The sequence below is a fragment of the Phreatobacter sp. GW821-FHT04C01 genome, from assembly GCF_059420385.1.
Map to the genome: position 1 here is coordinate 743,019 of NZ_JBWKTP010000001.1, position 12,973 is coordinate 755,991.

Here is a 12,973-nt window from a genome sequence, read left to right on the forward strand (position 1 = left end):
GTCGGGGGGCATCATCGGCAGGTTTGGTTGCGCTCTTATTGCATCCCGCCGGGAGTTCAGTTTCCGCCGTCGAGCAGGCGGCGTGCGATGACCTGGGCCTGGATCTCGGCGGCACCTTCGAAAATATTCAGGATGCGCGCATCGCAAAGCACGCGGCTGACCGGATATTCGAGCGCGAAGCCGTTGCCACCGTGGATCTGCAGCGCATTGTCGGCGGCCGCCCAGGCGACGCGGGCGCCGAGCAGCTTGGCCATGCCGGCCTCCAGGTCGCAGCGCCGGTCATGGTCCTTCTGGCGGGCGGCGTAATAGGTCATCTGGCGGGCGATCATCACCTCGACCGCCATCATGGCGATCTTGTCGGCGACCCGCGGGAAGGAGATCAGCGGCTTGCCGAACTGGATGCGCTCCTGGGCGTAGCGCAGGCCGAGATCCATGGCGGCCTGGCCGACGCCGACGGCGCGCGCGGCGGTCTGGATGCGGGCCGCCTCGAAGGTCTGCATCAGCTGCTTGAAGCCCTGGCCCTCGACCTCGCCGAGCAGGTTCTCGGCCTTCACCTCGAAGCCGTCGAAGCCGATCTCATATTCCTTCATGCCGCGATAGCCGAGCACCTCGATCTCGCCGCCGGTCATGCCGGGGGCCGGGAACGGGTCCTCGTCGGTGCCGCGCGGCTTCTCGGCGATGAACATGGACAGGCCCTTGTAGCCCGGCTCGTCCGGATTGGTGCGCGCCAGCAAGGTCATGACGTCGGCGCGGACCGGATGGGTGATCCAGGTCTTGTTGCCGGAAACCTTGTAGACATCGCCGTCGCGCACCGCGCGGGTCTTGAGCGAAGCGAGGTCCGAGCCGGTATTCGGCTCGGTGAACACGGCGGTCGGCAGTACCTCGCCGGAGGCGATCAGCGGCAGCCACTTGTCCTTCTGGGCATCGGTGCCGCCGGCCAGGATCAGTTCGCAGGCGATTTCCGAGCGGGTGCCGAGCGAGCCGACGCCGATATAGCCGCGCGAGAGCTCCTCGGAGACCACGCACATCGATTCCTTGCCAAGGCCCATGCCGCCGAAGCTTTCCGGCAAGGTCAGGCCGAAGACGCCGAGTTCGGACAGTTTGGCGATGACGTCGAGCGGAATGTACTGGTTGTTCAGGTGCCATTCGTGGGCAAAGGGAATGACCTCGGCGAGCGCGAATTTGCGCATCTCGTCGCGGATCGCCTCGAGCGTCTCGTCGAGCGCCGGCTCACCGAAATGGCCCGAGGACTCGCGCTCCTGGACGAGAACGGCGAGACGGGCGCGGTTGGCCGTGGTGTTGCCCGACGCGATCAGCGTGTCGGCGGCGCCGGCAAAACGCCTGGCGATATCGGTCGGCGTCAGGCCGAGATCGGTCGGCCGGACCGTTTCGCCCTGGCTCATGGCGATGCCGCCGAGCATCTGGGCGAGATATTCGCCAAGGCCGATCCGAACGATCAGTTCCTCGATCTCGCCGAACTTGCCCTGGGCGCTCAGCCGCTCGGCATAGGAGGCGAGCTGGCGTACGCTTTCGACATAGGTCGCAAGCCAGGCCAGGCCATGGGTGGCGCGCTGCTCGCGCTCCAGCGCCGCGGTGGAAATCCGTCCGTCCTCGCTGACCAGCGCGCGCACCGCCGTGGTCGCATCGGCCAGGATGGCGTCGCTTGCGGCAATGGCGCCGCGGGCGAGGTCGAGAAGGTCGGCCGACATGTCCTGGCGGGCGAGGGCGGGGCTCATGGCGGTCTCCCGAGCGCTAAATTCATTATGCTGCGTCGCAAAATAGCGCAGACCGGGGCGGACGCAATCCGCCTAACGACGCGTATCGCCGCGGCGAAGGCGAGCCCGCGGTCAGGACCGGTGGATCGCCAGCCAGACGCCGGCCGCCGTCACCGCCATGCCGACCAGCTGGATGGCGGCGAGCGTCTCGCCGAAGAACAGATAGGACATCAGCGCCGAGACCGGCGGCACCAGATAGATATAGGTCGCCGCCCGCGACACCTCGCCGCGGCCGATCAGGTAGAGGAACAGGCCGACCCCGCCGACCGACAGGCCGAGCACCGACCAGGCCATGGTCAGGACGAGCGTCTGGTTCCAGTCGGCCGCGACCGTGCCGAAGGCTAAAACCAGCGGCACCGTGGCGATGCCGGCCCCGGCATATTGCCAGACCGTGGTCGTGCGCAGGTCACCGCCCGATACGAAGCGCTTCTGGTAGAAGGTGCCGAGCGTCGCCGAGAGCATGGCCATGAGATTGACGCCGAGCGGGACCAGCACGGTCTCGAGGCTGGCGCGGTCGATGCCGACGATCTTCGGGGCCAGGACGAGGAAGATGCCGGCGAAGCCGAGGGCGACGCCGAGGCCCTGCTTCAGCGAAATGCGTTCGCCGACGAGTGCCGGCGCCAGCAGCGCCGTGAAGACGGGCTGCAGGCCGGCCATGATACCGGAAATTCCCGTCGGCACGCCGTTGCGGACCGCCCACCAGACACCGCCGAGATAAAACGTGTGCAGCAGCACGCCCGAGGCGAGCGCGTGGCCGATGCTGCGGGGACTGGACGGCCAGGGCGCGCGGGTCGCGGCGGCGATCACGGCGATGACCGCGGCGGCCAGGGCGAACCGCAGGAGCAGGAACCACAAAGGGTCGGCATAACGGGCGGAAAACCCGGCCACGATCCAACCCGTCGACCAGATCAGGACGAAGACGAGCGGCACGGCCTTGGCGGGCGAGAGCATGGTGGGATCCGGCGAATGGGCGCGGACCCTATTATCCTACCGCGCAACTTTCAATCGAATGGCCGCAATGCGTAATTGCGTTACGTAATGTCATGTAGAACCACATGAAATCATTGCGAAATCATTTTCGATGAGCGGTTCTTTAACTATTCCCCGCGAATGTGGCGCCGCCGGAATTCATGGGGATCCCCACAATGTCGATTCGTATGCCCGCCCTCTCGATACGCCTGCGCATCGCGCTGCTGGCACTGGTACCGATCGCGGGCGTCCTCGCGGCGGGTGTCGCCTCCTGGTATGGCCAGCGCTCCGCGGCGCAGGCCTTCGAGTCCTATGACGGCTATGCCAATCTCGCCCAGGATGCGCAGAAGGTGCGCACCGGCGTACGCGACCTGCGCTTCTATGCGATCGACTTTTCCGAGCGCTATCAGGGCGAAGCGCCCATGCAGTTCAACACCGCGCGGGCCGAGGCGATCATGGCGCTGCGCGCCGCCCGGGCGAAACCGGAGGCGGCTGCGCTCGCGGCCGATATCGACCAGTCGCTGAAGCAGCTCGCCGATGCCGCCCAGGCCTTCGAGCTGATGAAGGCGACGATCGAGACGCTGGGCATGGATGACCGGTCCGGCCTGAACGGCCGCATGACCGAGTCGGTCCAGCAGCTCGAAGTGCTCGCCCGCCGGGTGGCACAGAATTTCGACGACGGCGCCGGCATTCTCGAGCAGGTGCTGCAGATGCGCCGGCATGAAAAGGACTTCATGCTGCGCGGCTCGCAGGAAGACCTGGAGAGCTTCCGCCAGGCCCGGACGAAATTCGTCAACGAGGTCAGCCGGTCGGTCATCGCTCCGGCGATGAAGTCGGACCTGATGAAGGCAGGCGAGGTCTACTGGCCGGCGCTCGACGCCTTCGTCGATGGCACGCGCACGGTCGAGACGACGGTCTGGGAGCTCGAACGGCTGCTGGCCAGCCTCGATCAGACCACCGACAAGCTGGTCGCCGCGGCCGATGCCGGCAAGACCGAGGCGAGCGACGCCAGGCTCGCCGCCCAGAGCGCTACCAGCATGCTGGTCATCGGCATTATCGGCGCCGTGATCCTGCTCTGCTGTGTCGTCGGCCTGGTGCTCGGCCGCTCCATCACCCGCCAGATCGGCGGCATTACCGGTGCCATGCGGGAACTCGCCGCCGGCGACACCTCGATCACCGTGCCGGCGACGGAAGCCAAGGACGAGCTGGGCGAGATGGCCCGCGCGGTCCTGGTGTTCCGCGACAATGCCATCGAGCGCGAGCGGCTGGCCGCCGAGCAGATCGCCGAGGTCGAGGCGCGCAACCGGCGCTCGGGTGCGGTCGATCAGCTGATCCGTGGTTTCGAGGACGTGGCCGAGCGTTCGCTCGGCGCGCTGCGCGGCGCTTCCGGCGAACTCGACGGCGCCTCCGACAATCTGGAGACCGCGTCGGGCGCGGTGACCAGCGAGACGACCAACGCCACGGGCGCCATGGAACAGGCCTCCGGTTCGGTCGCTTCCGCTGCCGCGGCGGCGGAAGAGCTGTCGGCCTCGATCGCCGAGATCGCCACCCAGGCGGCCAAGTCCAACGAGGTCGCCGGTGTCGCCGTGACCGAAGCCGAGCGCACCGCCCAGACCATGGGCTCGCTGGCGCAGGCGGCGACCCGGATCGGCGAGGTGGTCAACCTGATCCAGGCGATCGCCGGCCAGACCAACCTGCTGGCGCTGAACGCCACGATCGAGGCGGCGCGCGCCGGCGAGGCCGGCCGCGGCTTCGCGGTGGTCGCGTCGGAAGTGAAGAACCTGGCGGCGCAGACCGCCAAGGCGACGGAAGAAATCGCCGCTCAGATCGGCGCGATCCAGGATGCCTCGGGCGACGCGGTGACCGCCATCGACAAGGTCAATACGGTCATCGGCGAGATGCGCGGCATCGCGGCATCGGTCGCGGCGGCCGTGGAAGAGCAGAACGCGGCGGTCTCGACCATTGCCAGCGCGGTCAATCGGGCCTCCGACGAGGCGCGTGGCAGCACCGAGGCCATGGTGCGGGTCGGCGGCACCGCCGAGTCGGCGCGGGCGACCGCCGAGGACGTCCGGGCGCTGTCCGGCCGTCTCGGCGAGGAGGCGCAGGCGCTGGATCGCGAAATCCGGGCTTTCCTGGAAGGCGTGCGCGCGGCCTGACGCCGTCCACCGATACAGGCGGGTCCACGAAAAAAGCGCGGCGAGATCATCTCGCCGCGCTTTGTCATGTCGGAACCGGCGCCAATCCCGCGCCAGCTGCCGGTCAGCCCTTGGCGGCGACGACCATGATCTCGACGGTGAACTGCGGGGCGGCGAGCTTCGCCTCGACGGTGGCGCGCGCCGGCGTGTGGCCAGGTGCCACCCAGCCGTCCCAGACGGCGTTCATTTCGGCGAAGGTCGAGATGTCGCTCAGCCAGATATTGACCGACAGCAGGTTCAGCTTGGAGCTGCCGCATTCGGCCAGCAGAGCGTCGATGGTCGACAGGATTTCGGTGGTCTGTTCCTTGACCGATTTGCCGGCCGCGGCCTTGGCCACCTGGCCAGCGAGATAGATGGTATTGCCATGGACGACCGCGCCGCTCATGCGGGGGCCGACCTGCTTGCGCTCGATGGACATGTTTGATCTCCCATGGGCCGCGTTCTCGCGGCGCGCGTGTCGTAGCGCGACCCGCCGGCGGGGCCAACCTGTTTCCGCGCGGTGCGCCGGGATGACGCCATGCGCTGCCGGCGCATCTTGGCCGATCGGAGCTCTTCCTGAGACCGGCGGGATTGGCTACAGAACGCCTGAGAGGCTGCCGGATATCACCATGCTCGACAAGTTCTTCGCACTGATCGCGGATATTGCCGGCGAACGGCAGCAAACATTCGAGCCCGGGGACTACCGGGTCGCGGCGGCCGCCCTGCTGGTCCACGTCATGACCGTCGACGGCGACGTCGCGCCGGTCGAGATGGCCAAACTCAAGGTCATCCTGTCGCGCGGGTTCACGCTGGGGCCGCTCGATACCGAGCTGCTGATCGAGGCCGCGACCAATGCCGAGAACGAAGCGGTGGATCTCGCCACTTTCACCACCGTCCTGGTGCGCAAGCTCGACGAGGCGGAACGCCGGCGCATCGTCGAGATGATGTGGAGCCTGGTGCTCGCCGACGGCAAGGCCCACGAGTTCGAGGAGGCGGTGGTCGCCCGCGCCGCCGATCTCCTGGGCGTCCGGGACGCCGGCGTGTCTCGACCGAACGTCGGCTGACGGCGCCCCCTCCGCGATCCGGTTCAGCCCTTTTCGGCGGCGATCTCGGCCTTGAGGTCGAGCGTGCTGCGCACGCCGAGATCGTCATAATGCGTGTCGAGGAAATGCTTGGCGGCGTGGCGGCCGGCATCGCGCAGCTGAATGAAGAAGTCGTAGTCGGTGACCGTCTTGGAACTGGCGGTCAGCCCGGTGACGACATCGCCCAGCGCGATGCGGTGAATTTTCACGTGCCGATACTGGCCGGGGCCGCGGCCGCGCGGCAGCTTGCCCTCGGCGACCAGGCGCGAGACGAATTCCACCGCGCGCAGTTCCGACTGCAGCGACGAGTTGAAGGTGATCTCGTTGATCCGATTGACGATGTCGTGGGACGAGGTCGGCACCTCCTGGCGGACGACCGGATTGATCTGCACCAGGATGACGTCTTCGGCCTCGGTGGTGCGAAACAGCGGAAAGATCGGCGGATTGCCCATATAGCCGCCGTCCCAATAGGGCACGCCGTCGATTTCCACGGCCTTGAACATCATGGGCAGGCAGGCGGAGGCCATGACCGCCTTGCAGCTCAGGCGGTCGCGGCCGAACAAGGCGAGCTTGCCGGTCTGGACATTGGTCGCGGCGATGAAGACCTGCAACGCCTTGAAGGCGACGAGCCGGTCGAAATCGACGAACTGGTGGATCAGGTCCTGCAGCGGGTTGATGTCGAAGGGGTTGAGGTCATAGGGCGAAAAGAAGCGCTGCATGGAATCGACCCAGGCTTCCATCGGCGACCCTTCATAGGGCACCACCGAGAACAGCCGGTCGAGCACCTTGCGCTGGGTCGGGCCCATATTGCCGTCGAGCGAGGTCGCCTTCCAGAAGGCCGAGAGCCGCTCCTGCGCCGCGACAGCGCCGCCGGCGGCCAGGCCGTCGGCGAGCAGCACCGCGTTGATCGCGCCGGCGGAAGCGCCGGTAATGCCGTCAATGGTCAGCCGGACATCGGAAAGCAGTCCGTCCAGCACGCCCCAGGTGAAGGCGCCGTGGGCGCCTCCGCCCTGCAGCGCGAGATTGATGCGCTTGCCGCCGTTCTTCTTCATGCGGCGGTCCAGCCGCCGTCGATCAGCATGTTGGCGCCGGTCACCGAGGCTGCCGCATCCGAGGCGAGATAGAGCGCGAGCGCCGCGACCTCGTCGGTGGTGACGAATTTCTTGGTCGGTTGCGCCGTCAGCAGCACGTCGTTGATGACCTGGTCCTTGGTCATGTTGCGCGCCTTCATCGTGTCGGGAATCTGCTTTTCCACCAGCGGCGTCCAGACATAACCCGGCGAGATGCAATTGGCGGTGATGCCGAAAGTGGCGAGTTCCAGCGCGATGGTCTTGGTGAAGCCGAGCAATCCGTGCTTGGCGGAGACATAGGCCGACTTGAACGGCGAGGCGACCACCGAATGGGCCGAGGCAATGTTGATGATGCGGCCGAAGCCGTTCTTCTTCATGCCGGGCACCACCGCGCGGGTCAGGTGGAAACCCGAGACCAGATTGATCGCGATGATCGCGTCGAACGTTTCGATCGGGAAATCCTCGACCGGCGCGACATGCTGGATGCCTGCGCTGTTGACCAGGATATCGACCTTGCCGAGACCTTGTTCGGCCGATTTCACCAGGGCGGCGATCTCGGCCGGCTTGGTCATGTCGGCGGGCGTGAACAGCACCTTGCGGCCGGTCTCGGCGGCGAGCGAGGAACGGATCTGCTCGATCTCGTCAGGCTTGCCGAGGCCGTTCAGCATGATGTCGGCGCCTTCATGCGCCAGCGCCTTGGCAATGGCCAGGCCGATGCCGCTGGTCGATCCGGTGACGAGCGCGCTCTTTCCATTCAACGCCATGATATCCATCTCCTGTGTCGCGCCGATCCAACGCCGGACCGCGGCATGTTGGCACGGCGTGTTTCGCTTTGCATTGCAACATTGGCCGAACTGCGGTGCGGCTTTGGCCCGACACGCTGTCGTGATAATAGCCACGGCCGCAGGATCTGGAGTAAGTCAACGCCATGTTGAAAGCCCGAGCAACGGCCCACGATCATGCTTGCGAGCACGGCCATCCGCCGGCCGATGCCCTGGCCTTCGCCGAGGCGCGCTGCGCCGAGCGCCGGCTGAAGCTGACGCCGATCCGCCGCGAGGTGCTGGAACATCTGGCCGCCTCGCCGGCGCCGGTCGGGGCCTATGACCTGATCGAGCGCATGCATATGACGAGCGGCCGGCGTCCGGCGCCGATCACCGTCTACCGGGCGCTGGACTTTCTGCTGGAGGCCGGGCTCGCGCACCGGATCGAAAGCCGCAACGCCTTCATCGCCTGCGCGCACCGGCACGACCGCTCGGATCTGGTCGTGTTCATGATCTGCGATGCCTGCGGCTGCGTGGCGGAGGCGCCGGCTTCCAGCGTTCAGCGCGACCTCGACAAGATCGCGCAGGGTGCCGGCTTCCGGCCGGCGTCACAGGTGGTCGAGATGTTCGGCCGCTGCGCCCATTGCGGCTGACGTCGCGGGCAAGCCGCTCAGGCGGCCTTCAACGCCTCGACAAACGCCTGAACCTCGTTCTGCAGCGTGCCGGCATGGCCGGCGAGGTCGGTGGCCAGCCCGGTCAGTTCACCGGCCGAGCGCCCCGTGGTTTCGGCGGCCTGGCCGACGCCGGCTATCGTGCCGGTGACGCCGGTCGCGGCGGCCGCCGCCTTCTGGCAATTGCCGGCGATCTCGTGGGTCACCGCGCCCTGTTGCTCGATGGCGGCGGCGACCGCCGCGGTGATCGACTTGATCGTGTCGATGGTCGAACCGATCGCGGTGATCGACATGACAGTGGCGGCGGTGGCGCCCTGGATCTCGGTGATCTTGGTGGCGATCTCCTCGGTCGCCCGGGCGGTCTGGGCGGCCAGGTTCTTGACCTCGGAGGCGACCACCGCGAAACCCTTGCCGGCTTCGCCCGCGCGCGCGGCCTCGATGGTCGCATTGAGCGCCAGCAAATTGGTCTGGTCGGCGATCGCCTTGATCAGGTTGACCACATCTCCGATGCGGTCGGCGGAACCGGCGAGATCGCGGATCTGCGCCTCCGAACGCTTGGCCTCGCCGACCGCGGTTTCCGCGCTTTCGGCCGATTTCAGCACCTGCTGATTGATCTCGCGCACCGAGGCGGCGAGCTCTTCGGTGGAGGCTGCGACCGTCTGGACGTTGATCGAGGCGATTTCGGCCGCGCCCGCCACTTCCCCGGCCTGGCGCGAGGTTTCTTCCGCCGTGGCCGAGAGGTCGCCGGCTGAAACCGCGACCCGGCCGGAGGAGGCGGTGAAGCCGGCGGCGAGATCGCTCATCGTGGCGACGAAGGCTTCGGCCACGGCATTGCGCCGCGCGAGCCTTTCGGCCTCGGCGACCTGGCGGCTTTGTTCCTCGGCGCGGGCCTGCTCGGCGTCGCGCATGGTATCGCGGAACACCGCCATGGCGCTGGCCATGGCGCCGACCTCGTCGGTGCGGCCCTGGCCGGGAATGGCGATGTCGAGCTTGCCGGTCGACAGGTCCTGCATGGCGGCCGTCATGCCGCCGATCGGCTTGACGATCATGCGGGCCAGCACGAGCGCGATGGCAAGGCCGGCGACCAGGGACAGAAGAGCGGCGAGCGTCAGCACGGTCGACAGCGAATTGGTCAGGTCGGCGGCATGACGGGTGTCCTGGGTCAGCAGCGCGATCTGGCCGTCGATCAGGCCGCCCTGGCGGACACCCTCGGCGTTGGTCGGCCCCTCGAGCGCGTCGAGAATGCGATTGGTCAGCGGCGCCACCTGGTCGTTCATCATGGCAAGCGGCGCGTTCCAGCCCGAGCCGCTGCGCAGCGAGGTGGCGGCGGCCGAGCCCTTGCGCACCGAGAGGAAACCGAAGCGGATCTGGTTCAGCGCCCGGGTCTGGTCCTCCGACAATGCGCTGGCGAGGCCGCCAATGTCGCGGATGCGGTCGCCGGCCGCGGTCCAGGCCCGCTCGAACGCGGCCTTGTCCTGGTCGCGGCCGAGATGAATGAAGCCGCGCAGGTGACGGGTGGCGGACAGGACGCTCGACTGCAGCGCCACCGCCGCGGTCAGCAATTGCTCGGAGGCCACCGGATTGGCGATTTCCTTGGTGATCAGGATGCCGAGGGCTTCGTCCAGCGGCTGCAGGCGCGGCACGATCTCGCGCTCATAGGCGGTCAGGGCCGGATAATGATCGGCCGTGCCGACGACCGCCAGCAGGCGCTGCTGGGCCTTCTGCATGTCCTCGAACAGCGGATAGGCCGCCCTCCACTGGGCGCGATGGTTTTCGTCGGCGAAATCGGTGGCGAAACGGTCCATGTCGTCGCGGGACCTGGCGAGGTCGCGCCACAGCTGTTCCCAGCGCCTGACATGGGCTTCGTCCGGATCAATCAGGTGATCACGCAGTACAATCTGCGTCCGGTTCACCGCGTCGACGATGCGGGTGCCGAGAATGGCGGTCGGCGAGCGCACCGCCGCGACTTTCTCCATGCTCTCCGAAATGGCCTGGGCGCGCCAGACCGAAACACCGGCGCTCGCCGCCGAGATCGCGATGAGGGCAGCGAAACCGGCGATCAACTTGCTGCGAAGATTGAAGGCGAGCATCCGTGTTCCCATCTGTTCTTTTTGTCACCGGGCAGCTGAGCAAGTCTTGGTGAAGTTTCGATTAAATCGGAGATTCCGTAGCGGAATATCGTCACGAAAGGCGGCTATGACGCTGGGGCAGGGGCGGCGCCTGCGGCGAGCGGCAGCCTGACGCGACCGGCCGGCCCGGCACGGGGGCTCTGGCTTGTCGGGCCCGGGAAGGCTATGTGCTCAGGGCGCGAAGCGGAGACGAAAACGATGATCGAGGGCTTTGGGGTGAAGACCCGCCAGCGGACGGTCGGCGTCAAAGTCGGGGCGGTCCAGGTCGGCGGCGGCGCACCGATCGTCGTCCAGTCGATGACCAATACGGATACGGCCGACATCGAGGCGACGGTGCGCCAGGTCGCGGCGCTGGCGCGGGCCGGCTCCGAACTGGTGCGCATCACGGTCGATCGCGACGAGAGCGCGGCGGCGGTGCCACATATCCGCGACCGTCTCGCCCGCATGCGTGTCGAGGTGCCGCTGGTCGGCGACTTCCACTATATCGGCCACAAGCTTCTTGCCGATCATCCGGCCTGCGCCGAGGCGCTGGACAAATACCGGATCAACCCCGGCAATGTCGGTTTCAAGGCCAAGAAAGACAAGCAGTTCGCGATGATCGTCGAAAAGGCGATCGAGCATGGCAAGGCCGTGCGCATCGGCGCCAACTGGGGGTCGCTCGACCAGGAACTCCTGACCCACCTGATGGACGAGAACGCCCGGAGCGAGGCGCCTCTGGACGCGCGCCGGGTCATGCACGAGGCCATGGTCCAGTCCTGCGTGCTCTCCGCCACGCGTGCCGAGGAGATCGGACTGACGCGCGACCGGATCATCCTGTCGGCCAAGGTTTCCGCGGTGCAGGACCTGATCGCCGTCTATCGGATGCTGGCGCTGAGGGCCGATTATGCCCTGCATCTCGGCCTCACGGAAGCGGGCATGGGCTCGAAAGGCATCGTCGCCTCCTCCGCCGCGCTGGGCGTCGTGCTGCAGGACGGCATCGGCGACACCGTCCGTGTGTCGCTGACGCCCGAGCCGAACGGCGACCGGACGCTGGAGGTCAAGGTCGCCCAGGAAATCCTGCAGACCATGGGGATCAGGACCTTCGTGCCGCTGGTCGCCGCCTGCCCGGGCTGCGGCCGCACCACCTCGACGCTGTTCCAGGAGCTCGCCCAGGACATCCAGGGCTTCATTCACACGTCGATGCCGGAATGGAAGACCCGCTATCCCGGCGTCGAGGCCCTGAATGTCGCGGTGATGGGCTGCATCGTCAACGGGCCGGGCGAATCGAAACATGCCGATATCGGCATCTCGCTGCCCGGTACCGGCGAAAACCCGGCGGCGCCGGTATTCGTCGATGGCCACAAGGTCACCACGCTGCGGGGCCCGACGGTCGCCGCCGATTTCAAGGCCATGGTGATCGACTATATCGAGAAGCGCTACGGCGTCGGTCGCCCGCAGGCCACGGCCGCGGAGTAGGTCATGCCGGCAGCGGTCGTCACCGGCGTCTCCACCGGCATCGGCGAAGCGATCGCCGCCGATCTCGTCAAGCGTGGCTGGCGGGTGTTCGGAACGATACGCCGGGCGGAGGACCGCGACCGGCTGACGGCGATGCTCGGCGAGAATTTCACCGGCCTGATCGCCGACGTGACCGATGCCGGCTCGCTCGGCCTGGCCGCGGCCACGGTGGCCGATGCCCTGGGCTCCGAGCCCCTGGCAGGGCTGGTCTGCAATGCCGGCGTGTCGCTGCCGGGACCGCTCCTGCATCAGCCGCTCGACGAACTCGACCGCCAGTGGGACGTCAATGTCCGCGGTCTGGTGGCGACCGTGCAGGCCTTCGCGGCGCTTGCCGGTGCAAAGCCAGGTTTTGCCGGCAACCCCGGCCGCATCGTCACGATGTCGTCGGTCTCGGGCCAGCTGGTCTGGCCGTTCGTCGGCGGTTATGCGGCCTCCAAACACGCGGTCGAGGCGGTCAGCCACGCGCTGCGCCGCGAGCTGATGCCTTTCGGCGTGGATGTGGTGATCATTGGTCCCGGTCCGGTGGCAACCCCGATCTGGGAGAAGTCGGCCGCGGCCATCGACCGGACGCGCTACCAGGCGACCCTCTACGGTCCGATCATCGCGGGCTTCGAGAAGGAAGTGCTGGCGCGGGCCAGAGATGCGCTGCCGGCCGAGGCGGTCGCCGAGGCGGTGTTTCATGCGCTGACCACGGCGAAGCCGAAGACGCGCTATCCGCTGACGCGCTCGTCGCTGACCAACTGGATCTTGCCGCGGCTCTTGCCGGATCGCCTGCTCGACCGGCTGGCGGCCAGGCGCCTGGGCCTCGGCAGGCGAACATAATCAGGCGCCCGGCCGGTTCGACGAAC

The 12,973-nt window shown here is 67.4% G+C and carries 11 protein-coding genes; 5 read left to right on the plus strand and 6 right to left on the minus strand.

Going from position 1 to position 12,973, the window contains the following annotated elements; all coding sequences use genetic code 11:
• Positions 1–56: 56 nt before the first annotated feature.
• Positions 57–1,736 (minus strand): acyl-CoA dehydrogenase family protein, encoded by a 1,680-nt coding sequence (locus AC07WJ_RS03520; protein ID WP_494933134.1) that lies wholly within the window; start codon positions 1,734–1,736, stop codon positions 57–59.
• A 111-nt stretch (positions 1,737–1,847) separates the two neighbouring features.
• On the minus strand, positions 1,848–2,726 hold the full coding sequence (locus AC07WJ_RS03525; protein ID WP_494933135.1) for a DMT family transporter: 879 nt from the start codon (positions 2,724–2,726) through the stop codon (positions 1,848–1,850).
• 194 nt (positions 2,727–2,920) lie between these two features.
• Between AC07WJ_RS03525 and AC07WJ_RS03530 the strand changes: the two genes are divergently transcribed.
• Complete coding sequence (locus AC07WJ_RS03530) at positions 2,921–4,900, plus strand: methyl-accepting chemotaxis protein (protein ID WP_494933136.1); 1,980 nt, start codon at positions 2,921–2,923, stop codon at positions 4,898–4,900.
• Between the two features lie 103 nt (positions 4,901–5,003).
• On the opposite strand, the gene AC07WJ_RS03535 is transcribed toward AC07WJ_RS03530, so the two are convergent.
• Positions 5,004–5,357, minus strand: a complete 354-nt coding sequence (locus tag AC07WJ_RS03535) for a RidA family protein (protein ID WP_494933137.1) — start codon at positions 5,355–5,357, stop codon at positions 5,004–5,006.
• Positions 5,358–5,547: 190 nt separating this feature from the next.
• On the opposite strand from AC07WJ_RS03535, the gene AC07WJ_RS03540 reads away from it, so the two are divergent.
• Complete coding sequence (locus tag AC07WJ_RS03540) at positions 5,548–5,982, plus strand: tellurite resistance TerB family protein (RefSeq protein WP_494933138.1); 435 nt, start codon at positions 5,548–5,550, stop codon at positions 5,980–5,982.
• 23 nt (positions 5,983–6,005) lie between these two features.
• Here the strand turns inward: AC07WJ_RS03540 and AC07WJ_RS03545 are convergent, their stop codons facing one another.
• Together AC07WJ_RS03545 and AC07WJ_RS03550 are read right to left on the minus strand one after the other, a co-directional pair.
• On the minus strand, positions 6,006–7,052 hold the full coding sequence (locus AC07WJ_RS03545; protein ID WP_494933139.1) for a patatin-like phospholipase family protein: 1,047 nt from the start codon (positions 7,050–7,052) through the stop codon (positions 6,006–6,008).
• The gene (locus tag AC07WJ_RS03550; protein WP_494933828.1) at positions 7,049–7,837 is read right to left on the minus strand and encodes a 3-hydroxybutyrate dehydrogenase; all 789 of its coding nucleotides are present in this window, start codon (positions 7,835–7,837) and stop codon (positions 7,049–7,051) included. Before AC07WJ_RS03550 ends, AC07WJ_RS03545 begins: the two co-directional genes overlap by 4 nt.
• 161 nt (positions 7,838–7,998) lie before the next feature.
• On the opposite strand from AC07WJ_RS03550, the gene AC07WJ_RS03555 reads away from it, so the two are divergent.
• The gene (locus AC07WJ_RS03555; RefSeq protein WP_494933140.1) at positions 7,999–8,484 is read left to right on the plus strand and encodes a transcriptional repressor; all 486 of its coding nucleotides are present in this window, start codon (positions 7,999–8,001) and stop codon (positions 8,482–8,484) included.
• A gap of 17 nt (positions 8,485–8,501) precedes the next feature.
• Here the strand turns inward: AC07WJ_RS03555 and AC07WJ_RS03560 are convergent, their stop codons facing one another.
• A complete protein-coding gene (locus AC07WJ_RS03560; RefSeq protein WP_494933141.1) occupies positions 8,502–10,604 on the minus strand; it encodes a methyl-accepting chemotaxis protein in 2,103 nt (700 codons plus the stop codon).
• Positions 10,605–10,829: 225 nt separating this feature from the next.
• Between AC07WJ_RS03560 and ispG the strand changes: the two genes are divergently transcribed.
• Positions 10,830–12,086 carry a flavodoxin-dependent (E)-4-hydroxy-3-methylbut-2-enyl-diphosphate synthase gene (gene ispG, locus AC07WJ_RS03565; protein ID WP_494933142.1) on the plus strand — a complete coding sequence of 419 codons (1,257 nt, stop codon included), beginning with the start codon at positions 10,830–10,832 and terminating at the stop codon, positions 12,084–12,086.
• Positions 12,087–12,089: 3 nt separating this feature from the next.
• Positions 12,090–12,947 carry an SDR family NAD(P)-dependent oxidoreductase gene (locus AC07WJ_RS03570; protein ID WP_494933143.1) on the plus strand — a complete coding sequence of 286 codons (858 nt, stop codon included), beginning with the start codon at positions 12,090–12,092 and terminating at the stop codon, positions 12,945–12,947.
• Positions 12,948–12,973 lie beyond the last annotated feature (26 nt).

Coding starts and splice junctions, on each gene's coding strand:
- AC07WJ_RS03525 (WP_494933135.1), bottom strand. CDS start 2,726: ATGCTCTCGCCCGCCAAGGCCGTGCCGCTCGTCTTCGTCCTGATCTGG.
- AC07WJ_RS03530 (WP_494933136.1), top strand. CDS start 2,921: ATGTCGATTCGTATGCCCGCCCTCTCGATACGCCTGCGCATCGCGCTG.
- AC07WJ_RS03540 (WP_494933138.1), top strand. CDS start 5,548: ATGCTCGACAAGTTCTTCGCACTGATCGCGGATATTGCCGGCGAACGG.
- AC07WJ_RS03555 (WP_494933140.1), top strand. CDS start 7,999: ATGTTGAAAGCCCGAGCAACGGCCCACGATCATGCTTGCGAGCACGGC.
- AC07WJ_RS03570 (WP_494933143.1), top strand. CDS start 12,090: ATGCCGGCAGCGGTCGTCACCGGCGTCTCCACCGGCATCGGCGAAGCG.
- AC07WJ_RS03535 (WP_494933137.1), bottom strand. CDS start 5,357: ATGTCCATCGAGCGCAAGCAGGTCGGCCCCCGCATGAGCGGCGCGGTC.
- AC07WJ_RS03545 (WP_494933139.1), bottom strand. CDS start 7,052: ATGAAGAAGAACGGCGGCAAGCGCATCAATCTCGCGCTGCAGGGCGGA.
- AC07WJ_RS03560 (WP_494933141.1), bottom strand. CDS start 10,604: ATGGGAACACGGATGCTCGCCTTCAATCTTCGCAGCAAGTTGATCGCC.
- ispG (WP_494933142.1), top strand. CDS start 10,830: ATGATCGAGGGCTTTGGGGTGAAGACCCGCCAGCGGACGGTCGGCGTC.
- AC07WJ_RS03520 (WP_494933134.1), bottom strand. CDS start 1,736: ATGAGCCCCGCCCTCGCCCGCCAGGACATGTCGGCCGACCTTCTCGAC.